This window comes from Metabacillus mangrovi (assembly GCF_009711125.1).
Classification (GTDB): Bacteria; Bacillota; Bacilli; order Bacillales; family Bacillaceae; genus Metabacillus_B; species Metabacillus_B mangrovi.
This window is the reverse complement of record NZ_WMIB01000016.1, coordinates 1-24,749: the sequence shown is the minus strand read 5'-3', so window position 1 is coordinate 24,749 and position 24,749 is coordinate 1. Positions and strand designations below refer to the sequence as shown.

The window sequence follows — 24,749 nt, the reverse complement described above, 5'->3', positions numbered from 1 at the left end:
TTTATCACGATTCTGAAAGGGGGAAGCAGTGATGGCAGAACTTCAGAAGGCCGCCGCGAAGCCGTCATTCCAGCCGGAGCACAGGAAAAGGAGCTGGATTACACCGAAGACCTTTCCCTATATTTTAATCGCTCCAACTGTCATTTTATTTTGTCTGTTTACCATTTATCCCGTCATCTCTTCATTTATCATGAGCTTTCAAAAAAGCGATGGTGCGGGGATGGCTTTCGTAGGCCTGGAAAATTACATCCGGCTTTTCAAGGATCCGCTCTTTTTGACAGCCTTGAAAAATACGTTTTTCATTTTGATCATTCAGGTGCCGATCCAGCTGTTTTTGGCCCTCATTTTGGCATCAGCCTTAAATTCCCGCCTGGTCCGGATGAAGGCGTTTTTCCGGATTTCCTATTTTATGCCGGCTATTACCGCTCTGGTGGCGTATTCCATTGTCTTTATGATCATGCTCGATGAGAACTACGGAATCATTAATTACTTTCTTTCGCTGCTTGGATTGGAAAAAATCGGCTGGCTGACGAGCACAACCTGGTCCAAGGTCGCGCTGATGATCGCGATCACGTGGCGTTGGACAGGCTATAACATGGTCATTTATCTCGCAGGCCTGCAGAATGTCTCTGAATCTCTATATGAAGCAGCAAGCATTGACGGGGCGGGGAAAGTCCGGCAGTTTTTCTATATCACCATACCGCAGCTGCGCCCGATTATCCTTTTTACTTTTGTACTCTCCACAATCGGCACTTTGCAGCTTTTTGACGAACCGTTCATTTTGACAGAAGGCGGGCCGAATAATTCAACACTTACCATCTCGCTGTACTTGTATCAAAATGGCTTTAAGTATTTCGACTTCGGCTATGCATCAGCGATTGCCTATGTATTGGTAATCATGATTGCATTCCTATCCTGGATTCAGATGAAAGTGGCAGGTGACCGGGACTGATGAAAACACAAAAGAATGTTTCGAAAGGACTGCTCTATGCCCTGCTGGTTCTTGGTGTGATCTGTTCGATCGGCCCCTTTTACTGGATGGTGATCGGTGCTTCCCATACGAGCGGGGAGATTTTCCGCGTTCCACCCAACTTCCTTCCGGGGGGAGAGATGCTGAATAATTTCAGGAACCTGAATGAATCGGTCGGAATAATGAAAGTGCTCGGCAACTCACTCATTATTACGCTGCTTTATACAGCTCTCGCGCTGATGATTTGCTCGGCATCGGGGTATGCGTTCGCCAAATTCAAATTTAAAGGGCGGGACACGATCTTTTTTATCCTCCTGCTCGCGATCATGATCCCGTATCATGTAACCCTCATTCCGCTGTTTAAAATGATGGCTGCCCTGAACTGGATCAACACGTATCATGCCGTGATTCTGCCCCATCTCGCCTATCCTTTTGCGATTTTCCTGATGAGGCAGAATATGAAAGCACTCCCGGATTCCCTGCTTGAAGCGTCAAGGGTGGACGGGGCAGGAGAGTTCAGGATTTTCTTTACGATCGTCCTCCCGGTAATGCGGCCATCACTTGCAGCCGTAGCGATTTTCCTGTTCATGTTTCAATGGAACAATTTCCTGTGGCCGCTCGTTATCTTAAATACACAGGATATGTACACACTCCCTGTGGCCTTATCAAGCCTCATCGGCTTGTCAAAAGTGGACTACGGCCAGCTGATGATGGGAACCGCCATCTCCACCCTGCCAATCATGATCTTCTTCCTGCTTCTGCAGCGCCAGTTTATTTCAGGGATGCTGGGGAGTTCTGTGAAGGAATAGGGGATAGCGGTGCTTGTTCCAACCTTTAGAAAAGCTCTGCAGAGAGAAATTCTCTGTGGGGCTTTTCTTTTTGGAGATCAGTCATTGGAAATGGGGACAGGAGACCCCTAATTGAGTTTACTAATTAAGGATTCCTGAGCAATAATTTGTGAAAAAGCTTAAGGATATTAAGAAAAAATAACCAAAGGAGTTCAAACAAGCTCAAGTAAAGCCAATAACAAGGGATAGTCGGCAAAGTGGATTCAATGGATATTTAAAAAATTAAAAATTTTGTATTGGAAAAAAGCTGGTGGAACAAACGATAGAAGGATTTTGGGACAAAGGCTTCTTTAATTGATCTAAGGCCGTTTTCCGTATATGGTTTATAATGTGTTTGGACCAAGGCAGACAGCGGTTTGAAGGATCTGGCTGGTGGAGGATTTCCCCTTTTTTGTAAAGAGGAAAGTTGAAATGTTTGGTTTTTATCTCAATCTTACAATCCCTACTTGCTAAATTTGAAAACGCTTGCCATAATACATGTAAGTGCTTTCGAAGAAACATAGTTAAATTAATTAATATTCTCGTATTTGCAGTTTGCAGCAGCGGGCAAGGAGGATGAGTGGATGGCGAGCCATCTCATAGGCAGCTTTCAATTAATGAAATCGCTTAACCGGACGCTGATTTTGAATATTATCCGGTCAACGGGAGGGATTTCCAGAGCAGATATTGCAAAAAGAACGAAGCTCACCCCGCCGACAGTGACCAATCTGGCTGCAGAACTGCTTAGTGAGGGAATTGTGGTAGAGGGGCAGCATGGTCCATCGAGCGGCGGGCGCAAGCCGATTTTACTGAAGATCAATTCCCGGCAATTTTACGTTGCAGGCATTGATGTCGGAATCAGCAAGATCCGGTTTGCACTGACGGATCTGGATGCCAGGGTTCTGATCAGAAAAACGATTCCCGTCCAGGATTCACCGAAAGAAGCAGACATTATGGATGTCCTCATTCAGGCGATCCGCAGCCTTTCCTCTGAAGTGCCGAAGGGCAAGCTCGTCGGGATTGGCATCGGAATGCATGGGATTGTCAACTCTGCCAAAGGAGTCGCTCTTTATGCTCCGAACTTTAACCTGAAAAACATTCCGCTTAAAGAAAAACTGGAGGAAGAGTTCGGCATTCCTGTGAGAGTAGAGAATGATGCCAGGGCGATGGCCCTCGGTGAGTCGTGGTTCGGCAACGGTGCCGGCGCCGCGGATATGATCTGCATCAATGTCGGGCATGGGATCGGTGCCGGAATTCTTATGGATCATAAGCTTTTCCGGGGAAGACATGGGCTGGCAGGTGAGATCGGCCATACGGTCGCAGATTTGAACGGGCCGCTGTGCACGTGCGGAAATTACGGCTGTCTTCAGGCGGTTGCTGCTCATGACGGGCTGAAACGAGCAGCCATGAGAGAGATATCCTTTGGCAGGAAGACACTGATCACGGATATGATCAGCGGAGACGAAAGCAAGCTGAACGGGGCACTGATTTATCAGGCGGCAATCGCCGGAGATGAATTGGCAGCCGATCTTTTCAGACAGGCAGGCCGCTATCTCGGGACAGCCGTCACCAATCTGATCCACGTCATGAATCCTTCTAAAATCATTATTGGCGGAGGAATATCGAAAGCAGGAGACCTGCTCCTTGATCCGGTCAGGGAGGTAGTCCGGCAGCGTGCGCTGGATCCTGAAGCAAAGAAGACGCCGATTGTGGCTTCCGGACTCGGAGATGAGGCAGCATTGATTGGAGCGGTCACGCTCATATTAGCTGAGATGTTCTCCGTACAATACAAACATCAGACAGAGTTGGTATAAGTTAGTTTCATAAATTAATTAAGTATGTGGAGGCGGATGAAATGAAAAAGTTGAGTTTGCTGCTATGCCTCGCAATGGGGGTCAGTCTTCTTGCCGGCTGCGGCCAGGGCGGGAAGGAAAACAAGAATGAGCTGACGGCCTGGGTCTGGAATGTAAACGTTCCCGTACTGGAAACGGCTGAAAAGAGATTTCAGGAGCAGCATCCTGAGTTTGACCTGAAGATTGTCGAGATGGGAACAAGCGATGTGTATCAAAAGCTGACGACCGGATTGCTTGCCGGCGGACAGGGACTTCCTGATATCGTGCTCGTGGAGGACGACCGGATCCAAGGCTACATCAACTCCTTTCCGGATGCTTTTCTAAACCTGACTGACCAGGGGTTTGATAAAGAAACGGAATCCATGTTTCCTGAGTTCAAAAGAGATCTTGTCTCAAAAGAAGGCGAAATGTATGCGTTCCCATTCGATGCGGGACCGACCGGCGTTTTCTACCGCACTGATATTTTCGATGAAGCAGGTGTAAAGGCTGAAGAAATTAAGACGTGGGATGATTACATTGAAGCAGGCGAAGTGATCAAATCAAAAACAGGCAAGGATCTGATCGGCCTTGATTTAAATGGGGATGACGGTCTGTACCGGATGATGCTCAATCAGCAGGGCACCTTTTATTTTGATGAACAGATGAAACCGAATCTGACTTCGGCAGAATCTGTTCAAGCAATGGAGGTTCACAAAAAGCTGAAAGAAGCAGACCTGGTTAAGAATACAGTGGGCTGGGATGCATGGATCAGCTCCATGGTTCAGGGAGACGTAGCAACAGCGCCATCAGGTGCGTGGCTTGCAGGCTCCATTACCCAGCAGGGCAAGGATTCTGCAGGGAAATGGGGAGTCATTCCGCTTCCGGCCTTTGAAGAGGGAGCAAACCGTGCTTCAAATCTCGGGGGAAGCAACTACACCATTATGAAGTCGTCTAAAAATCCTGAACTGGCCTATGACTTCCTTGAATATTTCTCTACTGATGAACAGACACAGCTTGAAGCGATGAAAGGCGGATTATTCCCGTCGCTCACGACCATTTACGATGAAGAACTTTTTACAGAAGGCGTAGATTTCTTCGGCGGACAGGCAGTATGGAAGACGCTGGCTGACCAGATGACAGATATTCCTTCCGTGAACTATACAGGTGATTTCCCATATGCGAAGGATGAAGCGGTAAAAGCGCAGTCTGAAGCGACGAGCGGAAAGAAATCGATTGAAGAGGCGTTTAAAGCAGCCCAGAAGAGGCTGAAGAACAGAATGCTTTAACAAATTACGATCCTAATGATAAAGGCGGGTTGGCATATGACAAAATCCAGGTTATTTCCATATTGGTTTCTGGCGCCTGCGCTAGTAATGTTTTTAATCTTCACCGTTTACCCGGTAGCAGCTTCTCTCATTCTAAGCTTTCAGAAATTTGAAGCAGGCTCCTATGTATTTAACGGGTTCAACAACTATATCCGCCTGTTCAATGATGAGATTTTCTGGACGGCACTGAAAAATACGTTCATCATCTTTATTTTCCAAGTGCCCCTTATGCTTTTGCTTGCGTTGGTGCTGGCGGGGGCGCTGAACAGCCAGCTTTTAAGGCTGAAAGGGTTCTTCCGGGTTTCTTTTTTCCTTCCGGCTGTAACGTCCCTTGTAGCGTATTCGATTCTTTTTTCCATCATGCTGCAGGAGGAAGGAATCATAAACAATGCACTCAGCTACCTTGGGATCGCGGCGATTCCATGGCTGTCCGACGGGTTTTGGGCGAAAGCATCGATTATCCTTGCGATGACGTGGAGATGGACAGGCTACAACATGGTCATCTTCCTGGCAGCCCTGCAGAATATTCCGGAGGAAATCTATGAAGCTGCTTCCCTTGATGGAGCGGGGAAAATCAGACAGTTCTTTTATATCACCATCCCTCAGCTGAAGCCGGTTATTCTCTTTGCCGGAACGCTGAGTACGATTGGGACGCTGCAGCTGTTCGATGAACCGTTCAACCTGACGAAAGGCGGACCGGCCGATGCAACGATGACGCTCGGACTTTATATTTATCAGAATGGATTTGAGTACTTCCAGTTTGGCTACGCATCAGCCATCGCTTATGTCGTTGTCGTGCTGGTTGCGATCTTGACATTTATCCAATTTAAAGTGGCAGGTGACCGATAATGGAAGCAGTGAAAAAGCGGGGGAATCTTCCCCAGAAAATAGGAATGTACGCATTGCTCGGAATTTTCCTGATCATTTCCATCTTCCCGTTCTACTGGATGTTCATCGGTTCGACGAATGAATCGGGAAAAATGTTTACGAATCCGCCTACGTTCCTTCCGGGGACGAAGCTGATTGAAAACTATCAGAATCTGAATGCAACGATTGACGTGACACGGGTATTGTTCAACTCTTTGTTTGTATCCCTGCTCTATGTAGTAGCGGCTCTGATCGTCTGTTCACTTGCAGCCTATGCTCTCGCTAAATTTGAATTTAAAGGGCGCAATCTCATCTTCACCGCTTTTCTGCTGTCGATGATGATCCCGTATCAGGCTACTTTGATTCCTTTGTTCCAGATGATGTCTTCAGCCGGCTGGCTCAATACGTATTTTGCCGTCATTGCACCGCAGATCTGCTATCCGTTTGCGATCTTCCTGCTGCGCCAGAATTTCCTGGCCTTCCCGACTGAGCTGATTGAAGCAGCAAGACTTGACGGGGCAGGAGAACTTAAAATTTTCGCGAAGGTAGTTATGCCGGCGATGAGGCCATCTCTTGCTGCTGCGTCAATCTTCCTGTTCATGACGCAATGGAACAATTTCCTCTGGCCGCTCGTCGTACTGAATGATGCATCGATGCACACGTTCCCGGTTGCGTTATCCAGTCTGCTCGGCTTGTCGTATATCGACTATGGCCAGGTCATGATGGGCGTGTCCATCGCGACAATCCCGATCATCATTTTCTTCCTCGTTCTCCAAAAGCAGTTCATCTCAGGAATGCTTGGAAGCGCGGTAAAATAAAGGAGGTACAACATGCTGACAGAAAAGAATGGAAGTTTTCAACTGAACGGAGAGCCTTTTCAGATCCTCTCAGGAAGCATCCACTATTTTCGGGTCGTACCGGAATACTGGGAGGACAGGCTAAGCAAGCTGAAGATGCTCGGGCTGAATACGGTGGAAACGTATATTCCATGGAATGTTCATGAACCCGTAAAAGGAGAATTCCAGTTTGAAGGCATGGCTGATTTAGAGCAGTTCATCAAGACTGCAGACGGGCTGGGGCTTCATGTGATCCTTCGCCCCGCCCCCTATATATGCGCGGAGTGGGAATTCGGCGGTCTGCCAGCCTGGCTGCTTAGACAGGATCTGGAGCTCCGCAGCTCCGATCCGGTTTTCTTGAAGCACCTGACCGATTATTTTAACGTGCTGCTGCCTAAGCTGGTGCCTTATTTAACGACAAACGGCGGTCCGGTGATTGCCGTGCAGATCGAAAATGAATACGGCGCCTACGGCAATGACCGGAGCTATTTGCAGCATGTGCATGAACTGTACAAAAAAGCAAGAATCGATGTGCTGCTGTTCACCTCAGACGGACCGGACTTTATCAGGCACGGATCCATTGATGAAGCGGTAACGACGCTCAACTTCGGCTCGAAAGCAGAGGAAGCGTTTGAGGAACTGGAAGCATTCAAGCCCGGTTCGCCGCTCATGTGTGCGGAATACTGGATTGGCTGGTTCGACCATTGGGGCGGAAAGCATCATACGAGAAGTGCAGAAGATGCAGCGGACGTTTACCGGACGATGCTGAAAAGAGGCGCTTCCGTAAACTTTTACATGTTCCATGGGGGAACGAATTTCGGCTTCATGAACGGAGCCAACCATTATGAGGAATACACACCGACGATCACCAGCTATGATTACGATGCGCTGCTGACCGAGTGGGGCGATCCGTCGGAAAAATACTTTGCAGTGAAAAATGTGCTTAAAGAATTTACTCAGGTTCCTGAGCAGGATCCTGAGCCTGTCTTAAAAAAATCTTACGGGAAGATTCAGCTTCAAGAGAATATGAGTTTGTTTGATTACATTCAAAATCAGAAGCCGATCAAAGCTCTCGCTCCGCGTTCGATGGAGGAATATGATCATCATTACGGGCTCATCCTCTACCGAACCACTGTAGAGAAACAGGGTGATTTGGAGCTGGATGTGACGCCGATCCGGGACAGAGCTTTTATTTATGTGAACGGAAAGCTTGAGAAAACCGTTTACCGCAATGATCTGGAAAAAACGATCACACTGCCGTTCAGTGAGCCGTCGAACCAGCTGGAGATCCTTGTTGAAAACATGGGACGCGTCAATTACGGGAAGCATCTGAAGGACCGGAAAGGGGTCCTTAAAAATCTATGGCTCGGAGCACAGTACTGGTTTGATTGGGAGATTGTCCCTGTTGAACTTGATCGAATCAATTGGACAGCCGGACCGGATACGAGGTATCCCCGCTTTTTCAGAGGGGAGCTGCAGGTTGAATCAACAGCTGACACATTTATCGATATGGCAGGCTGGACGAAAGGATACGTATGGATCAATGGATTTAATCTAGGCCGCTACTGGCCTGCTGAAGGACCGCAGACTAAGCTGTATATTCCGGGGCCGCTCCTTAAAGAAGGGGCAAACGAAGTGACCGTTCTTGAATTGGAAGGAACCGGAGAACCGGAAGTCTGGTTCTCCGATAAACCGGGATTAGGAGAAGGAGAGGAATAGCGCTATGCTAATTTTTGTAAATGAATCCAGCAAACAGTTCCACCTGACGAACGGCGAGATTAGCTATATTTTTCATGTGATGAAAAATGGAGAACTCGGCCAGCTTTATTATGGAAAAGCATTGAAGCATCAGGACGACTTCTCCCGCTTCCAAAATGCTTCCGTTCCTACTCCGGCGAGCTGCCATGTGGAAAAGGATGATCCGGCTTTTTCCCTTGAAACACTGAGGCAGGAATATCCGGGATATGGAACGACCGATTTCCGGGAGCCTGCTCTCTCCATCCGGAGAGAAAGCGGAAGCTCTGTCCACCGCTTTCAATATGAGCGTTATGAAAAGAGCAAAGGGAAGGGCCCCATTCCGGGAATGCCGGCAACCTTTGCGGAAGAGGATGAGGCAGAAACGCTTTCCATTATTCTTCTTGATCAGACAGCTGGCTTGAAGCTGACCCTCTGCTATACGATTTTTAAAAACGTTCCCGTTATTGCAAGAAGAACCATTTTGGAGAACACAGGAGACGAAACCGTTCAGCTTGAACGGATAATGAGTCTTTCTCTCGATTTGAATGATAAAGAGTATACGATGCTGCATCTGTCCGGAACATGGTCAAGGGAACGCCATTTGAAAGAACGCAAGCTTGAGGCGGGAATCCAGTCGGTTTCCAGTGCCAGAGGAGCAAGCTCCCATCATCATAATCCGTTTCTCGCCTTGAAGCGCCCTGAAACGACAGAAACTCTTGGCGAAGCCATTGGATTTCACTTTATTTACAGCGGGAATTTTCTGGCACAGGCAGAAGTGGACCATTATGAGACGACCAGGGTTTTAATGGGGATCAACCCCTTTCAGTTTAACTGGCGCTTGAGCCCCGGGGCTGTATTTTATTCTCCGGAAGCGGTCATGACCTATTCGGATAAAGGACTGAACGGACTGACCCAAAGTGTCCATGATTTGTTCCGGGATCATTTGATTTCCCGGAATTGGCGGAGCCGCATCCGTCCGGTGCTCATCAACAACTGGGAAGCGACCTATTTCGATTTTAATGCGGAAAAAATCACAGCCATCGCCCGGCAGGCAAAAGAGCTTGGGGTCGAGCTTTTTGTTCTCGATGATGGCTGGTTTGGCAAACGGAACGACGATACAACTTCACTTGGAGACTGGTATACAGATAAAGCGAAGCTGCCGGAAGGGCTTGATGCCCTGGCGGAGGCGATCCGCGATGAGGGCCTTGAATTCGGGCTGTGGTTTGAGCCTGAAATGATCAGTGAGGAAAGTGATTTGTTTGAAAGGCATCCTGACTGGGCCGTCCAGGATCCGGACCGTCCCAAATCCTACGGCCGCAACCAGTGGGTTCTGGATTACACCCGGAAAGAAGTTGTCAATTATTTGTATGAGCGCATGTCCTCTTTTATCCGCTCAGCTAAATTAAGCTATATTAAATGGGATATGAACCGGAATATCACAGAAGCCTACTCTGCAGCACTTGGCCGAGACAGACAGGGGGAGTTTTTCCACCGCTACATTCTCGGAGTGTATGACCTGTATGAGCGGCTGACTTCTGAATTCCCGGATGTTCTGTTTGAATCGTGTGCAGGAGGCGGCGGACGCTTTGACGCCGGCATGCTGTATTATGCTCCCCAGGCGTGGACAAGCGATGACACCGATGCAGCAGAAAGGCTGAAGATTCAATACGGGTCTTCATTTGTGTATCCGGTCTACAGCATGGGCTCGCACGTATCCGATATCCCGAATCACCAGACGCTCCGCAGCACCTCGCTTAAGATGCGCGGAGACACGGCCTATTTCGGGACATTCGGCTATGAACTGGATCCGAACAAGATGACGGATGAGGAAAAAGAAGAGGTAAAGCAGCAGATCCTTCAATATAAAAAGTACCGTGAACTGGTCAGGGATGGGGATTTTTACAGGCTCAGAAGTCCCTTTGACTCAAATGAGACGATTTGGATGATCACTGCAAAAGATCAGTCATCCGCACTTGCAGGGTGGTACAAGACGCTTGCTGTCCCGAATCCGAAAAAAGAACAGGTGATCAAGCTTGCAGGCCTTGATCCGGATGCTTTGTATTCAATTGAAGGGTATTCTGAACCTTACCGGGGCGATGAACTGATGAGGAGAGGGCTGAACCTGTCTCCGGAATTTAATGGAGCGAACGGAAAGCATGCCCTTAGAGGCGGCGATTTTCAATCTGAAATCTTTTTCCTGAAAAAAATATAGCGGCTTGGTCTGCCCCTCTTTCCCCCTGCATACGCTGATAGGGGAGCTGTATCAGACATCACGAGAGGGGGAGCCATTGTGGTTTACCGCATGCTTGCATTGAACATAGACGGAACGCTGCTTCGCTCTAATGGACGCCTGCACCAGGCGACAAAGGAAGCGATTGAATTTGTACAAAAAAAGGATGTATATGTAACCCTTGTTACGAACAGGCATTTCCAGTCGGCAAGGAAACTTGCCAGAGCACTGAAAATCGATGCCATCCTTGTCACGCACAGCGGAGCGTTTATCTCTGATAAAATTGATGAACCGCTTTTTGAAAGAAGATTGGGAGAGGAAATGACGTATAACCTCGTCCAAGTGCTGGAGAATTACGAATGCCATATCCGGATCATCCATGAACGGTATTGCATCGGGAACCGTGTGAAGGTAACACCTCACATGACAGGGAGTACAGTCATTCAGTCGTCCGAACCGCTGTTTTATCCGAATCAGTATGTCGAGTCTCTTGGCGATGCGCTAAGGGATGAACCGATAAATGCCCCGAAGCTTGAGGTGCTGTTCCAGAACAAACGGGAAAAAGAGGCAGCGTCGAATTTCCTAAAGGAATCTTTCCCGGAAATCACCTTATCAGACCGCAACAAACTCCGGTTTGATCTAACAGCAAAAGGGGTCTCCAAAGCATCCGGCCTGAGTCTGCTCTGCAGCCATCTCGGCATCCCGATGAGTGAAACGGTGGCCATCGGGGACGGTCCTGATGACCGTGATCTCATTCAAAATGCCGGCCTCGGGGTAGCGATGGGCCAGGCGCCGTTTGAAGTGAAACAGGCAGCGGACTGGATCACCCGTTCAAATGAGGAATCCGGTGTCGCCTACATGATTAAAGAGCATTTCAGAAAACAGCACCGTCTCGGATATATGGATAAAATGAAAATAGCGGATAAAAAAAGCTGACCAATTTGGTTAGCTTTTTTCCGTTCAGGAAACCGGTTTTACGCCCGGCTCCAAAATGGTAAACGTATTATTTTCTGTGTTGAGATTTGCACGTGTACCGATAGGTATCGCTGCTTTATAGGTCCCATGGGCAGTCGTGACGTTCGTCATTAAAGGTTTTCCGAGCGGAATGAAAAAATCGGTAATGAGGTCTTCAAACGTTTTTCCATAGGCTTCTCCGCATTTGGTGCACTCGCCGAGAACGATGCCGGCGCACTCTTCGAATTTCCCGGCAAGCTTCAGGTGGTTTACATACCGGTACACTTTATTGACCGGCTCTTCAATTTCCTCGAGGAATATGATCTTACCGGCAGTATCTATATCATAGATGGTCCCAATCGTGTCATCGAATGAAGTGATGTTCCCTCCAACGGTCTGCCCGGTTACATTGCCAGGTACACGGCTTACCTGGGGAATGCCGGGCGGGTTCGCGATCCTGCGCGGAGACTGCAAGGTGGCGACAGCTGCAAAAAACTGCTCGAAATTATAAGCTGGTGTTTCAGGGGTGAAATCGAGCAGCAGCAGGCTTTGAAAGGTAATCAAACCCGTGTATTGCAGCAGGACATTCTGAAGAACAGTGATGTCGCTGTACCCGCTTAAAATCTTAGGATTCTGCCGGATGACCGCATAGTCCAGATAAGGGAGGATGCCTGCAACGCCCACTCCCCCGCGCGAAGGAAGTATCATTTTCACATCCGGGTCGGCAAACATCTTCATTAAATCTCCTGCCCGCTGCTCATCGGAAGAGCTTAAATAACCCTCTTCTGAATACACATAATCTCCGAGCACGATGTTGAAGCCCATTTGGCGCAGTATGGAAATGCCCTGGTCAATTTTCGCGCGTTCCAGCGGACTCCCAAGCGTTACGATGCCTATTGTGTCACCCTGCAGCAGAATCGGCGGTCTCTCGGCCATGTTTAGCCCTCCTTATGCTCGCTTCGCTGAAATATGTATATGAGGAAGCAGGCCGAAAAAGAAGGGAGGGCCTGTTCCCAATTGACAGTGATTCATTGACCGCTGACTGATGCTCAGGTAGGATGGAGAGGTCAGACAATATAGGAGGGCTTACATGGATTTGCATGCCGAAATAAAAGGCAGCGGACGCCCCATCATTCTCATTCACGGTTCTGGAACAGACCTGCGTGAGTGGGTATTTATTGTTCCTTATCTTCAAAAAACATGCCGGGTTATCGCCTACGATATGCGCGGATCCGGCAAATCCCCCTCTCCGGCCGGGCCAATGGATCATGTGAAAGATTTACAGATGGTGATGGACGATCTTCATCTTACGAAAGCGATCATCGTCGGCCACTCCAGAGGAGGCCAGGTCGCTTGCGATTTTGCTCTGGCCGATCCATCAAGAATTGACAAGCTGATCCTGATTTCTCCCAATCTGACCGGTTATACCTATTCCTCTGAGTATGAAAATTGGCTCAGCAAGATCGTTTCAGCAAAGAACAATATCCCCCTGGTCACGGACTTAATCCTGCAAGGAAAACATCACACGGTCGTAGCTGCTTCGAGACACTATGCGTTCTTGAAGGAAATGGTCTTTCATTACGTAAAGAAAACGCTTACAGAGTGGAAGTCCTATGAAATGCATTGGCCTGAGCCGCCTGCCATCCTCCGTTTAAAAGAAATGAAGCCACCCACTTTATTTATTCAAGGTACAAGAGAATTTGAGGATATGTACCAGATCAAGGAGCATTATTCACAGATTCCTTCTATTGAAAGCATCCTGATTCCCAAAGCCGACAGCATGACAACCCTGACCCATCCGGAAGAAATAGCCGAAAACATTCTCGCTTTTATGCAGTAGGGTTCACCGCATTGTGTTTCATGCAGTCATCATGTAAACTAAGGACAGTTTTTAAATTTTTCTAAAAGGTGATTATGTTGCGTATTTTGATAAAAGGAATTCAGGACGAGCGTTTCCATCGTCCGCTCACGCTGATTTCCAATCTTTTTTTTGAAGAAACCGAGCTGGTATTTGATGAAGAAAGCAGCCTTTCTGTATCATTTGATATCAAAGACCGCGGTGATTCTGCTGCTATTACAGGCGTACTCTCAGCAGAAGGCAGGGAGTACAGAACCGGGCATTCAAAAAGCCTGGACCCATTAACATCAGATAAGGAACGCTTTAAACAAATAAAAAATACGTTAGCCCATGTCTACCTTATGCTTCTTCAGGAGCATACCGGCATCATCCAGCAGTGGGGCATTCTGACAGGTATGCGTCCGGTCAAACTGCTTCACAAAATGCTGCAGGAGGGAATGTCCAAGGAGGCAGCCCATACAAGGCTCCGTGATGAGTATTTAATTACGGATCAAAAGATCAGACTGATGCAGAGCATCGTCGACCGCCAGCTAAAAGTCATTCCTGATTTGTACGAACTGGGAAGAGAAATCAGCATCTATATCGGAATTCCATTCTGCCCGACCAAATGTGCCTATTGCACATTCCCTGCTTTTGCGATGAATGGAAAACAGGGCCGGGTAGATTCCTTCCTTGGAGGACTTCATTATGAAATGGAAGAGATCGGCAAGTATTTAAAAGAGAGCGGCATCAAAATTACTACAGTGTACTATGGCGGAGGCACTCCGACAAGCATCTCAGCAGAAGAGATGGATATGCTGTACGAACGCATGCTGGCAGTTTTTCCGGATGTGAAACAGATCCGGGAAATTACAGTAGAAGCCGGCCGGCCCGACACGATCACACCTGAAAAGCTGGATATCCTGAAAAAGTACAGCATTGACCGGATCAGCATCAACCCGCAATCCTATACCCAGGAGACATTAAAAGCAATCGGCCGCCATCATACTGTGGAAGAAACCATCGAGAAGTTTCACCTCGCCCGCAGGCATGGCATGAACAACATCAATATGGATCTTATCATCGGACTGCCTAACGAAGGAATCGAAGAGATGGCCCATTCACTGGCAGAAACGGAAAAGCTCATGCCTGAATCGCTCACTGTCCATACCCTCTCCTTCAAGCGCGCATCCGAAATGACACAAAACAAAAAGCGCTACAAAGTCGCGAGCCGCGAAGAAACAAGCAAGATGATGGACCTGGCTGTTGACTGGACAACCGAAAACGGCTATGAGCCGTATTATCTGTACCGCCAGAAAAACATCCTCGGCAACCTTGAAAACGTGGGCTACGCACTGGAAGGCCAGGATTCTCTCTACAACATCATGATTATGGAAGAACAGCAGACGATTCTCGGACTCGGCTGCGGCGCAGCGAGCAAATTCCGCCATCCCGAAACCGGCAAAATCGCGCACTTCAACAACCCAAAAGACCCGAAATCCTACAATGACGGGTACAAGCACTACACCGAAGAAAAGATCCGGATAATGAAGGAGCTTTTTGGGGTGAGAGAACAGGTGTAAAGGGGAAAGCCCGGGCGGCAGAGCCGGGCTTTTTTTGGCTTAATGTTCCCTGGAATCAACCTGGCTATTAACCTGTAACTTTACAGAAGTGGCCACGTCTCTTAAAATAAAGACTCTTGCTGCTTGCAAACAGGAGGCGTTAATATGTTTGAAATTAAACAGATTCAATCTGCGGAAGCAATCCTGCTCCGCCACAGGGTGATCTCACCTGACAGCCCGGTGGATGAGGCTCGCTATTCCGGCGATGACCTTACCGGGACCATTCACATAGGGGCATATGCAAAGGACCGGCTAGTCGGCACCGCCTCATTTTTTAAAGAACCGCATAAAAAGCTAAGCGGAGAAAACATGTACCGCCTAAGGGGACTCGCCATCGATCCCGCTCACCGGAATGAATTGAGAGGGCAGACACTGATCCTCTTCGGAGAAAACCTGCTCGCCCAAAACGGCATCGATCTTCTATGGTGCACAACAAAGATATCCAATCTGCCTTATTACCAGCATCTTGGATTTCAGGAAACCTCCTATACATTTAATGATGGAGAAAAAGGCATACAGGTACTGCTGCAAAAGCATATGTAAAACGTAGACAGAGGCAAGGTGTGATCGGTGAAAGATTCGCAGATTATGCTGCGGGGGAGCGGAACGGGGATCCGGTCAGGAGATTGAGAGGTACCCTAAAACGGTTAGATTCGCGGGAGTGCGGTGGACTGGAGAGCCGTTAATTGGGACCTCTTCCGCTCAGCCCCCGCGCTGGTTGAGAATGGAGGGAATTAGCGGTACTTGGATCCGGTCCGTCCCACTTCCGGTCTCCAGAGCCGCTATTTCCCTTAAGTAAGCCCTCTCAAATACGTTTTCGGTCCCAGACGCAACTAATCAGCACATTTCCCCTCGAATCCGGGCAATTCCCCCAAAATAGCGTCCCCTGAGACCGAACCGGCCGAAAATCGAGGATTTCTTCGCAAATAGCGTCCCCTGAGACCGAACCGGCCTGAAATCGAGGTTTCCCTCGCAAATAGCGTCCCCTGAGACCGAACCCGCCGAAAATCGAGGATTTCTTCGTAAATAGCGTCCCCTGAGACCGAACCCGCCGAAAATTGAGGATTTCTTCGCAAATAGCGTCCTCTGAGACCGAACCGGCCTGAAATCGAGGTTTCCCTCGCAAATAGCGTCCCCTGAGACCGAACCAATCCCAAAAATCTCTGGCTCCCCTGAAAATAATGTACCAGCAGCCGTTATCACCCAATAAATCCCATCGAATTTTTTCTCCCTCTCTAAAGAAGGATTTTGAGTGCCTGATAGAAAAGTATATAAAGGCAGAGTTGATTTTAATGCAAAAATGTAAGCGATTCCAATTTATCAGGGGGGATTCATTCGATGTATTCATCAATCGGAAAGCTTTTCGATTTGGCAGCGGAGAAAAACCGGGATAAGGAAGCACTCGCAGATGTTTCACGTGGTGTGAGGAGAACATTTAAGGAATGGCAGGGAGAAGTTAATCAATGTGCGAATGCATTGCTTGATGCAGGTGTTCGAAAAGGAGACCGTGTCTCAACGTTTCTTTTCAACTGCGCGGAGCTTGCAACGGTTTTCTTTGCCTGTGCTAAAATCGGGGCGGTTTTGAACCCGGTTAATTTCCGGTTAAAAGCAAAAGAAGCGGCCTTTATTTTAAACGATTGTTCACCCAAGCTCGTTCTTTTCGAAAAAGCGCTGCAACCGGAAATAGATGCACTGCATGAAGAATTCCCCCGTGTTCAATTTTGGTCCATCGATTCAGAGCCTCCTTCTTATGCCGGTTCTTATCAGGAAAAAATAAAAGCAGCTTCTGATTCTCCTGTTGAGATGGAGATTTCTGAAAACGACCTTTATGCCATCATGTATACGAGCGGAACAACTGGGCGGCCAAAGGGTGTCCTCCACCGTCACCGTGACATGATTGATCAGGCGATGGTCTGTTCAATTGCTCTCAGGCTCACTCCGAATGACTGCGGGCTAGTGGCTGCTCCAATGTTTCATTGTGCAGAACTGCATTGCTGTCTTCTCCCGAGAGTCCTTCTCGGTGCAAAGAATGTCATTCTTCATCACTTTGATCCAAAGCTTGTTCTCCAGACGATTAAAGAAGAAAAAGTTACGCTGATGTTCGGGGCACCGACGATGTGGAACATGCTTCTTCAGGAGGATTTGCAAACTGCTGATTTCAGCAGCATGAGAATCGGCCTTTATGGCGCTGCTCCCATGGCACCGGTTCTCGTGAAACAGCTGAAGGAACAGGCCGGGATTGAACTGATTCAGGCATACGGAATGACGGAAATGGGGCCGGCTGTCACCTTTCTTGCAGAGGACGAGCAGCTTTCAAAAGCGGGTTCTGCCGGAAGAGTGTGCTTCGGCCATGAGCTAATTATAGCCAGACCAAGAGAAGATGGTCCTGCTGATCCGGATGACCGCCTCGAGCCTTATGAAGTGGGTGAAATCCTTGTAAAGGGGCCGTCAGTTATGGCCGGTTACTACAAAAGGCCGGAAGCAAGTGAAAAAGCTCTGTATAAAGGCTGGTATCATTCAGGTGATCTCGGCTATCTGGACCGGGATGGATATTTGTTTGTCGCGGACCGGGTCGACGACATGATTATCAGTGGCGGCGAGAATGTATACCCTCGTGAAGTGGAAGATGCTCTTCATGCCCATTCAGGCGTTCTGGACGCAGCGGTATTAGGGGAGCCGGATGAAAAATGGGGAGAAAAAGTCGTTGCGTATATCGTGAAAAAAGATCCTTCTGTTACAGAGGATGAACTGGAGCAGTTCTGCAAAACCGGCAGCAGCCTGGCAGATTACAAAAGGCCGCGCAAGTATATTTTTACGGACCAGCTTCCGAGAAACGCGAGCGGCAAGATTCAGAAGTTTTTGCTGAGGGAGCAGCTTGCTAAGCAGCTTAATAGTTAATAGAAAGGAAGATGAAGATGACGGCGCCTGCTTTTATAAAAGAAGAACACGCGATATTCAGAAGCTCATTGAAAAAATTCCTGCAAAAAGAGGCGCTGCCCCATTACGCACAATGGGAAAAAGACAGGATCATCCCGAGAGAGTTCTGGAGAAAGGCAGGAAGGGAAGGGTATCTTTGCCCCTGGGTTGATGAAGAATACGGCGGATACAATGCCGACTTCGGGTATTCCGTCATTTTAAATGAAGAGATGGAGAAGATCGGATCGAGTCTGATCGGCTTTGGACTTCACAGTGATATTACGGTTCCTTATCTAAATGAATACGGAACGCCTGAACAGAAAAAACGGTGGCTCCCGGGCTGTGTGACCGGAGACATCATAACGGCGATTGCCATGACTGAGCCTGGAGCGGGTTCTGATCTGGCCGGGATCAAAACCACTGCCGTAAAAGAGAACGGGTATTACCGCCTGAACGGGCAAAAAACGTTCATTACGAACGGCATTCATGCTGACCTTGTCGTTGTCGTCTGCAAAACAGACCCTTCCGCCGAACCTGCCCATAAAGGGATCAGCCTGCTCGTCGTTGAAAAAGAAACGATCGGCTTTCATAAGGGGAAAAAGCTCGATAAAGTCGGTCTGCATGCCCAGGACACAGCAGAGCTATATTTTGAAGATGCGATGATTCCAGAGGGGAATTTGCTTGGGGAAGAGGGAAAAGGCTTTTACTGTTTAATGGAAATGCTGCAGCAGGAAAGGCTGCTGGTCGGGATTTGTGCCCAGGCTTCAGCTGAGCGGATCCTTGAGCTGACTTCAGCGTATGTCAGGGAACGGGAAGCTTTCGGAAAGCCAATCAGCAAGCTGCAGACCATCCAGTTCCGTCTTGCTGAAATGGCAACGGAAGTCCAAGTGGGCCGTTCGTTTTTAAACGATGCGATTCAGGAGCATATGGCCGGGAAGGATGCCGTTCAGAAAGTATCCATGGCTAAATGGTGGCTGACGGAGATGGCGAAGCGGGTTGCTTCTGAAGGGATGCAGTTGCATGGGGGATACGGCTATATGGAAGAATACGAGGTTGCGAGGCGCTACCGCGATATTCCAGTGATGGCGATCTATGCCGGTACCAATGAGATCATGAAATCAATCATTGCGAAAAAGATGGGATTATAGGGGGAGACAGCATGGGATTAACAAAAATCGCTGTAATCGGAGCAGGATTAATGGGAAGCGGGATTGCGCAGTCGCTCGCGATGGGGGGAAAGGAAGTTCTCCTCTATGATTCTTCCGGCAAAGCACTTGAAAAAGGGGGAGCTGCTATCCGGAAAAGCCTGGACCGTTTTGTGAAGAGCGGCTCTTTGACAGAAGCGGAGTCCGGGGAAGTGCTGCAGAGAATCAGGCCGGTACACGATGTATGGTCTACTGTGAAGGATGCCTGGCTTGTCATTGAAGCAGTGCCGGAGTCACTTTCCTTAAAGAAGCTTGTTTTCGAAGAGCTCGACCGGCTTGCCCCTGTAGAAGCCATCCTCGCCACCAATACGTCTGAATTGAGTGTGACAGCCATCGCTGCAGCTACGGAGAGGCCGGAAAAGGTACTAGGCATGCATTGGTTCAATCCGGCTCCGGTCATGAAGCTGATCGAGCTTGTAAAAGGGGAAGACACAGCTCAGGAAACCATCGAACGGGTACAGGACGTTTCCCGGGAAATCGGAAAGGAAACAGTCGTGGTGAAGGACCGGCAGGGATTTGTTACGACAAGGGCGATCGCTGCCCATATGCTTGAATGCATGAGAATGTATGAAGAGCAGGTAGCTGAACCGGAAGATATCGATAAAGCGATCCGGCTCGGTCTGAACTACCCGATGGGTCCTCTAGAACTGGCTGACCTGGTCGGACTTGATACGATGCTGTTCGTGTGTGAAGGAATGGCTGCTGCATACGGTGACCGTTTTCTCGCCCCGCAAAGTCTCCGGAAGCTCGTGGAGGCCGGTCACTATGGACGGAAAACCGGAAAAGGGTTCTACACATACGCCGGACAAAGGGAGACGAGTCCATCATGAGGGAAACGGTCATTATCGAAGCTGTGAGGACGCCGGCAGGGAAGCGGAAAGGAATGTTCCGTGAAACTCATCCCGTTCATCTTGCTTCAAGTGTGCTGAAGGAAGTTACACGGAGGGCGAATCTTGATCCCTCCTTCATCGAGGATGTTGTTATGGGATGCGTCAGTCCGATCGGCGAACAGGGGTTAAATATCGGCAGGCTTGCTGCGCTTGATGCCGGTTTTCCGGTAACCGTTCCCGCGGTGCAGCTGAACCGGATGTGCGGCTCCGGGCTGCAGGCCATCCAGTTTGCGAGTCAGGAGATTGCTTCGGGTGATATGGACATGACCATCGCAGCGGGTGTGGAGAGTATGACAAAGGTTCCGATCCTCAGTGACGGAAACGAAGCAACGATTCCATCCTCTTTAAAAGAGAAGTATGCGTTCGTCCATCAGGGAGTCTCAGCCGAGCTGATCGCTGAAAAGTACGGCTTGACGCGCGCAGAGCTTGATCAGTTTTCACTGCAGAGCCATCAAAAGGCAGTCGCGGCACGGGACGGGGGAAGGTTCGACCGGGAACTGTTCGCGGTTCAAGGTCTGGACAAGGAAGGGAACCAGTTTACAGCCGCTATGGATGAAGGCCCAAGAGAAGACACGTCCTTTGAAGCGCTTCAATCTCTTAAACCGGTATTTAAGGAAGATGGTGTCATAACTGCCGGCAACGCCAGCCAAATGAGCGACGGGGCAGCGGCTATTCTGCTCATGGAAAAAGAGAAAGCGCTAGAACTTGGTTTCAAGCCCCGGGCAAGAATTGTGGCGAATACAGTGGTTGGCTCCGATCCGATCCTGATGCTGGACGGAGTCATCCCGGCAACGAGAAAGGTATTGAATAAAGCCGGGCTGACGGTTCAAGACATTGACCTCTTTGAGATCAATGAAGCGTTTGCCCCGGTCGTATTAGCCTGGATGAAGGAATTAGGGCCGGATAAAGAGAATGTAAATGTAAACGGAGGGGCGATCGCTCTGGGCCATCCGCTGGGAGCGACAGGGGTTAAACTGATGACAACGCTGCTTCATGAGCTGGAACGAAGGAATGGGCGCTACGGCTGCCTGACCATCTGCATCGGCCATGGAATGGCAGTAGCAACGATCATTGAACGACTAAGCTAAAGGGGATGAAGCAATGAATACTGTAAATGTTGCGTATGAGGGAAGAATCGCCAGAGTGGAGATGAACAGACCGGATGTGCTGAATGCGATGGACACGGTCATGCTGAACGAACTTTTGGCTGCATTTAAAGAAGTAAGGGAAAGCAAAGCAGATGTTCTTGTCCTTTCGGGTGCCGGAAGAGGTTTTTCATCCGGAGGGGACATTAAATCTATGCTATCCAATATGGATGCATCCGCGTTTCCGGAAGTCATGAAGACCATTTCCAAAATGGTTCTGGAGCTGTATACGATGCCGAAGCTGACCATCAGTGCCATTCATGGAGCCGCGGCAGGACTGGGGTTCAGTCTGGCGCTCGCTTGTGACCATGTGATGGCACATGAGACCGCAATCGTCTCGATGAATTTTATCGGCATCGGACTGATCCCTGATGGAGGCGGGCACTTTTTTATGGAAAAGCGCCTGGGAGAAACAAAGGCGAAGCAAATGATCTGGGAAGGCAAAAGGCTTGGAGCAGAGGAAGCGCTCCGGCTCGGTCTGATCGATCAGATGGTACCGGGTGATCTCAGAGCCGCTGTTGAAGAAAAGGCATCGGAATGGCTCGAAAAACCGGTGGCGGCTATGATTGAAACAAAAGGGATTTATACGTCCAGAAGTGCTGGAATCCTTGAAGCCGTCTTGAGTATGGAAACCTCTTCCCAATACAAAATGCGCCAGACAGAGGATCACCAGGAAGGCATCTCTTCCTTTCTTGAGAAGAGGCAGCCGCAGTTCACCGGTAAATAATCTAAAAGAAAAAGTCCGGATTTCAAGGATCCGGACTTTTTCTTATCTCTCAAATAAAACCAGCTTTCCGCCTGCATCAACACAACGGTGCGTTTTTTTTGCGTAGTTTTTTTCTTCAAGCTTCCTGCTGCCGATTTCCTTCGCTTCCTGCTCATTGCCTGCTTCAAAGCTCTCATCAAGCAGTTTCTCTCCGTTTTTCTCAAACACTGTTAAGTAGTAAGTTCCCATTATGCTGAATCCCCTTTTCTGTGTAATCCTTTACTATTTCGCAGAGGGAAAGGGAAAATCCTTTTTTCTGCTTCATTAGAATTAAATGAAACTTATTTCCAGCTCTTTCGTAACTAGTAGCGGGAGGGATACATACATGGCATTGACACTTGAACATGTGACAAAAAGGTTTGGCAGCCACACCGCTGTAAACGATTTGAGTCTGGAGATACCTGAGAAAGAAATTTTCGGGTTTCTTGGAGCGAACGGAGCGGGAAAAACGACCACATTCAGGATGGTGCTCGGCCTCTTGAATCCGAGCGCCGGTGCAATAAACTGGAAAGGCAATCCCATCAACTACGGAGTGACCGATCAAATTGGCTATCTGCCTGAAGAAAGAGGACTGTACCCGAAGCTGAAGGTGAAAGATCAGCTGCAGTATTTGGCTAAGCTTAAGGGAATGGGCAAGCATGAATCGGAAAAAGAGCTCGGCCGCTGGCTGGACCGGTTTAAAGTTCCGGAATATTTGAACAAAAAGGTAGAAGAGCTTTCGAAGGGAAATCAGCAAAAAATCCAGTTTATATCGGCTGTTCTGCATAATCCAAAGCTTCTCATTCTGGATGAGCCCTTTTCAGGTCTTGATCCGGTAAATGTTGAGCTGCTGAAAGAAGCTGTTGAAGAACTGCGGCAGCAGGGAACATCGATTGTTTTTTCTAGCCACAGGATGGAGCATGTTGAGGAACTCTGCAATCATTTGTGCATCATGCAAAAAGGCTCCCCAGTCGTCCATGGAAGCCTTAAAGAAATCAAAAGGTCATTTGGGAAGAAGAACGTTAGTATCCATGCAGACTTTGACCTCGACTATCTGGGTGAAATTCCCGGTGTGCTCAAGCATAAAAAAACGTCAGAAGGCATCCGCCTTCAAGTGAGCGGAGAAGAAGTATCTCAGGATTTATTTTCAGCAATCCACCAAAAAGGATTTGTCCGTAAATTTGTGCTGGAAGAACCTTCACTGAATGATATTTTCATTGAAAAGGCAGGTGCTTCCTATGAGTAAGTTCTGGGTTGTCCTCTTTTATACGTATTCCAACAAAATAAAATCAAGATCTTTCCTTATTACGACAGCCATCACCCTCGTTTTGATTTTCGGTATCTCAAACCTGCAGAATATCATGGGCGCCTTCAACAAAGATGAGGCAGTAAAAGTTACTGTGATTGATGAAGAAGGCAGCCTGTATGAGCCATTTGCACAAAATGCAAAAACGCTCGACCCCGATCTTGAAATCAGTCAGACTAATGAAAAGGAAGACGCACTTACTCAGAAGGTGCTAGACGGCAGTCTGAATGCCTACGTCATTCTGAAAAATGATGCACAGGGACTTCCGGCAGGATCTTTTTATGCGGAATCGGTAGTAAATGCTGAAGTTTCCTTTACCCTTGACCAGGCCCTTCAGCAAACGAAAACGGCGGTCGGAACAGAAAGACTCGGGATCGACCCGGCACAGGTGAGTGAACTGCTTGCACCGGTTGAAATGGAAAAAACAGCCCTTCAGGAGAACGCAAAATCCGCTGAAGAACTGAATCAGGCCCGCGGACTCGTGTATGTGATGCTGTTTATCATTTACTTTTCGGTCATCACCTATGCGAGCATGATTGCGATGGAAGTGGCGACTGAAAAGTCTTCAAGGGTCATGGAAATCCTCATCTCCAGCATTTCTCCCATTCAGCAGATGTTTGCAAAAATTCTGGGGATCGCTTTTGTGAGCTTAACCCAGCTTGCCATCATGATTGGAGGAGGCTACCTTGCCGTTCGCGGCAAAATGGAGGAAATCGACGCTATAAGCGGCGGGGTGATGGGCATTTCCAGCACCTCTCCAGCCACAATCGTATACGGTGTCGTGTTTTTCCTTCTCGGCTATTTCCTGTTTGCCACCCTTGCAGCCTTCCTTGGCTCTCTTGTAAGCAGAATCGAAGACGTCCAGCAAATGATCACACCGATGATTTTTATCGTAGTCGCAGGATTCCTGATCGCGATGTTCAACCTTGGAAATCCGGACAATTCATTTGTCACTGTTACATCATTCATCCCGTTCTTCGCCCCGATGATCATGTTCCTCCGAGTCGGCATGCTTGATGTGCCGTTCTGGGAAGCAGGACTCTCCATCCTGATCCTGCTCGGCACGATTTTTATTCTGGCCTATTTCGGAGCCAGAGTATATAAAGGCGGAGTTCTCATGTATGGAAAATCCAACTCGCTGAAGGATATTAGAAAAGCAGCAAGTCTGGGGAAAGACAGCTGAAGGTAAACAGCCGGCAGGATGCGATCCTGCCGGCTGTTTTAGTATTCCGTTGTAGGCGAATTGCAGTTTTTCTGGAAAAACTCGAAAAGTCGATATATGCCACAAATGACCGATAAAATCCTGAAATGACCGATATATTCAAATTTTGACCGATATATCAAGATTTTGACCGATATAATAAAAATTTGACCGATATCTGAAATTAAAGCCTCTCAAAAGCAGTAAAGTACTGCCCGGCTCACTGCATCGGTTGAGCCCCCTAACTTTGGACACTCTCTTCCGAATTCTAATGTTTTCTCCGTTTTTCAAAGAGCGATCTTTC

The 24,749-nt window shown here is 48.4% G+C and carries 21 protein-coding genes; 19 read left to right on the top strand and 2 right to left on the bottom strand.

Annotated elements, in window-relative coordinates; all coding sequences use genetic code 11:
• Positions 1-31: 31 nt before the first annotated feature.
• The 9 genes from GKZ89_RS14485 (at position 32) to GKZ89_RS14445 (ending at position 11,560) form a co-directional block, all read left to right on the top strand.
• Entirely contained in the window at positions 32-952 is a 921-nt protein-coding gene (locus GKZ89_RS14485; protein ID WP_155113120.1) for a carbohydrate ABC transporter permease, read from the top strand.
• Positions 952-1,779, top strand: a complete 828-nt coding sequence (locus GKZ89_RS14480; RefSeq protein ID WP_155113119.1) for a carbohydrate ABC transporter permease — start codon at positions 952-954, stop codon at positions 1,777-1,779. Before GKZ89_RS14485 ends, GKZ89_RS14480 begins: the two co-directional genes overlap by 1 nt.
• A gap of 602 nt (positions 1,780-2,381) precedes the next feature.
• Complete coding sequence (locus GKZ89_RS14475; protein WP_155113118.1) at positions 2,382-3,611, top strand: ROK family transcriptional regulator; 1,230 nt, start codon at positions 2,382-2,384, stop codon at positions 3,609-3,611.
• 41 nt (positions 3,612-3,652) lie between these two features.
• The gene (locus tag GKZ89_RS14470; RefSeq protein ID WP_155113117.1) at positions 3,653-4,915 is read left to right on the top strand and encodes an ABC transporter substrate-binding protein; all 1,263 of its coding nucleotides are present in this window, start codon (positions 3,653-3,655) and stop codon (positions 4,913-4,915) included.
• 36 nt (positions 4,916-4,951) lie between these two features.
• A complete protein-coding gene (locus GKZ89_RS14465) occupies positions 4,952-5,803 on the top strand; it encodes a carbohydrate ABC transporter permease (protein ID WP_155113116.1) in 852 nt (283 codons plus the stop codon).
• Positions 5,803-6,639 (top strand): carbohydrate ABC transporter permease, encoded by an 837-nt coding sequence (locus GKZ89_RS14460; RefSeq protein WP_155113115.1) that lies wholly within the window; start codon positions 5,803-5,805, stop codon positions 6,637-6,639. The genes GKZ89_RS14465 and GKZ89_RS14460 overlap by 1 nt, the downstream gene beginning before the upstream one ends.
• 12 nt (positions 6,640-6,651) lie before the next feature.
• Positions 6,652-8,376: a glycoside hydrolase family 35 protein gene (locus GKZ89_RS14455; RefSeq protein ID WP_155113114.1), complete on the top strand. Its 1,725-nt coding sequence runs from the start codon at positions 6,652-6,654 to the stop codon at positions 8,374-8,376.
• A gap of 4 nt (positions 8,377-8,380) precedes the next feature.
• Positions 8,381-10,606, top strand: coding sequence for an alpha-galactosidase (locus tag GKZ89_RS14450; RefSeq protein WP_155113113.1), 2,226 nt, complete (start codon positions 8,381-8,383; stop codon positions 10,604-10,606).
• Between the two features lie 78 nt (positions 10,607-10,684).
• Complete coding sequence (locus GKZ89_RS14445; protein WP_162356905.1) at positions 10,685-11,560, top strand: Cof-type HAD-IIB family hydrolase; 876 nt, start codon at positions 10,685-10,687, stop codon at positions 11,558-11,560.
• Between the two features lie 24 nt (positions 11,561-11,584).
• Here GKZ89_RS14445 and GKZ89_RS14440 read toward each other — a convergent pair whose 3' ends face one another.
• Entirely contained in the window at positions 11,585-12,514 is a 930-nt protein-coding gene (locus tag GKZ89_RS14440) for a S66 peptidase family protein (protein ID WP_155113112.1), read from the bottom strand.
• A gap of 154 nt (positions 12,515-12,668) precedes the next feature.
• On the opposite strand from GKZ89_RS14440, the gene GKZ89_RS14435 reads away from it, so the two are divergent.
• From GKZ89_RS14435 to GKZ89_RS14400, 8 genes are all read left to right on the top strand, one after another.
• Complete coding sequence (locus GKZ89_RS14435; protein ID WP_155113111.1) at positions 12,669-13,418, top strand: alpha/beta fold hydrolase; 750 nt, start codon at positions 12,669-12,671, stop codon at positions 13,416-13,418.
• Between the two features lie 77 nt (positions 13,419-13,495).
• The gene (locus GKZ89_RS14430) at positions 13,496-14,998 is read left to right on the top strand and encodes a coproporphyrinogen III oxidase (protein WP_155113171.1); all 1,503 of its coding nucleotides are present in this window, start codon (positions 13,496-13,498) and stop codon (positions 14,996-14,998) included.
• 144 nt (positions 14,999-15,142) lie between these two features.
• Positions 15,143-15,580 (top strand): GNAT family N-acetyltransferase, encoded by a 438-nt coding sequence (locus GKZ89_RS14425; RefSeq protein WP_155113110.1) that lies wholly within the window; start codon positions 15,143-15,145, stop codon positions 15,578-15,580.
• 795 nt (positions 15,581-16,375) lie between these two features.
• On the top strand, positions 16,376-17,935 hold the full coding sequence (locus GKZ89_RS14420; protein ID WP_155113109.1) for a fatty acid--CoA ligase: 1,560 nt from the start codon (positions 16,376-16,378) through the stop codon (positions 17,933-17,935).
• Positions 17,936-17,952: 17 nt separating this feature from the next.
• A complete protein-coding gene (locus GKZ89_RS14415; protein WP_155113108.1) occupies positions 17,953-19,101 on the top strand; it encodes an acyl-CoA dehydrogenase family protein in 1,149 nt (382 codons plus the stop codon).
• 11 nt (positions 19,102-19,112) lie between these two features.
• Positions 19,113-19,988: a 3-hydroxyacyl-CoA dehydrogenase family protein gene (locus GKZ89_RS14410; protein WP_155113107.1), complete on the top strand. Its 876-nt coding sequence runs from the start codon at positions 19,113-19,115 to the stop codon at positions 19,986-19,988.
• Positions 19,985-21,136, top strand: a complete 1,152-nt coding sequence (locus GKZ89_RS14405; RefSeq protein ID WP_155113106.1) for a thiolase family protein — start codon at positions 19,985-19,987, stop codon at positions 21,134-21,136. Before GKZ89_RS14410 ends, GKZ89_RS14405 begins: the two co-directional genes overlap by 4 nt.
• Positions 21,137-21,149: 13 nt before the next feature.
• Positions 21,150-21,920, top strand: coding sequence for an enoyl-CoA hydratase (locus GKZ89_RS14400; protein ID WP_155113105.1), 771 nt, complete (start codon positions 21,150-21,152; stop codon positions 21,918-21,920).
• A gap of 42 nt (positions 21,921-21,962) precedes the next feature.
• Here GKZ89_RS14400 and GKZ89_RS14395 read toward each other — a convergent pair whose 3' ends face one another.
• Complete coding sequence (locus GKZ89_RS14395; protein WP_155113104.1) at positions 21,963-22,148, bottom strand: YhzD family protein; 186 nt, start codon at positions 22,146-22,148, stop codon at positions 21,963-21,965.
• 136 nt (positions 22,149-22,284) lie between these two features.
• On the opposite strand from GKZ89_RS14395, the gene GKZ89_RS14390 reads away from it, so the two are divergent.
• Both GKZ89_RS14390 and GKZ89_RS14385 read left to right on the top strand, forming a co-directional pair.
• Positions 22,285-23,184: an ABC transporter ATP-binding protein gene (locus tag GKZ89_RS14390; protein WP_155113103.1), complete on the top strand. Its 900-nt coding sequence runs from the start codon at positions 22,285-22,287 to the stop codon at positions 23,182-23,184.
• Complete coding sequence (locus GKZ89_RS14385; protein WP_155113102.1) at positions 23,177-24,427, top strand: ABC transporter permease; 1,251 nt, start codon at positions 23,177-23,179, stop codon at positions 24,425-24,427. Before GKZ89_RS14390 ends, GKZ89_RS14385 begins: the two co-directional genes overlap by 8 nt.
• Positions 24,428-24,749 lie beyond the last annotated feature (322 nt).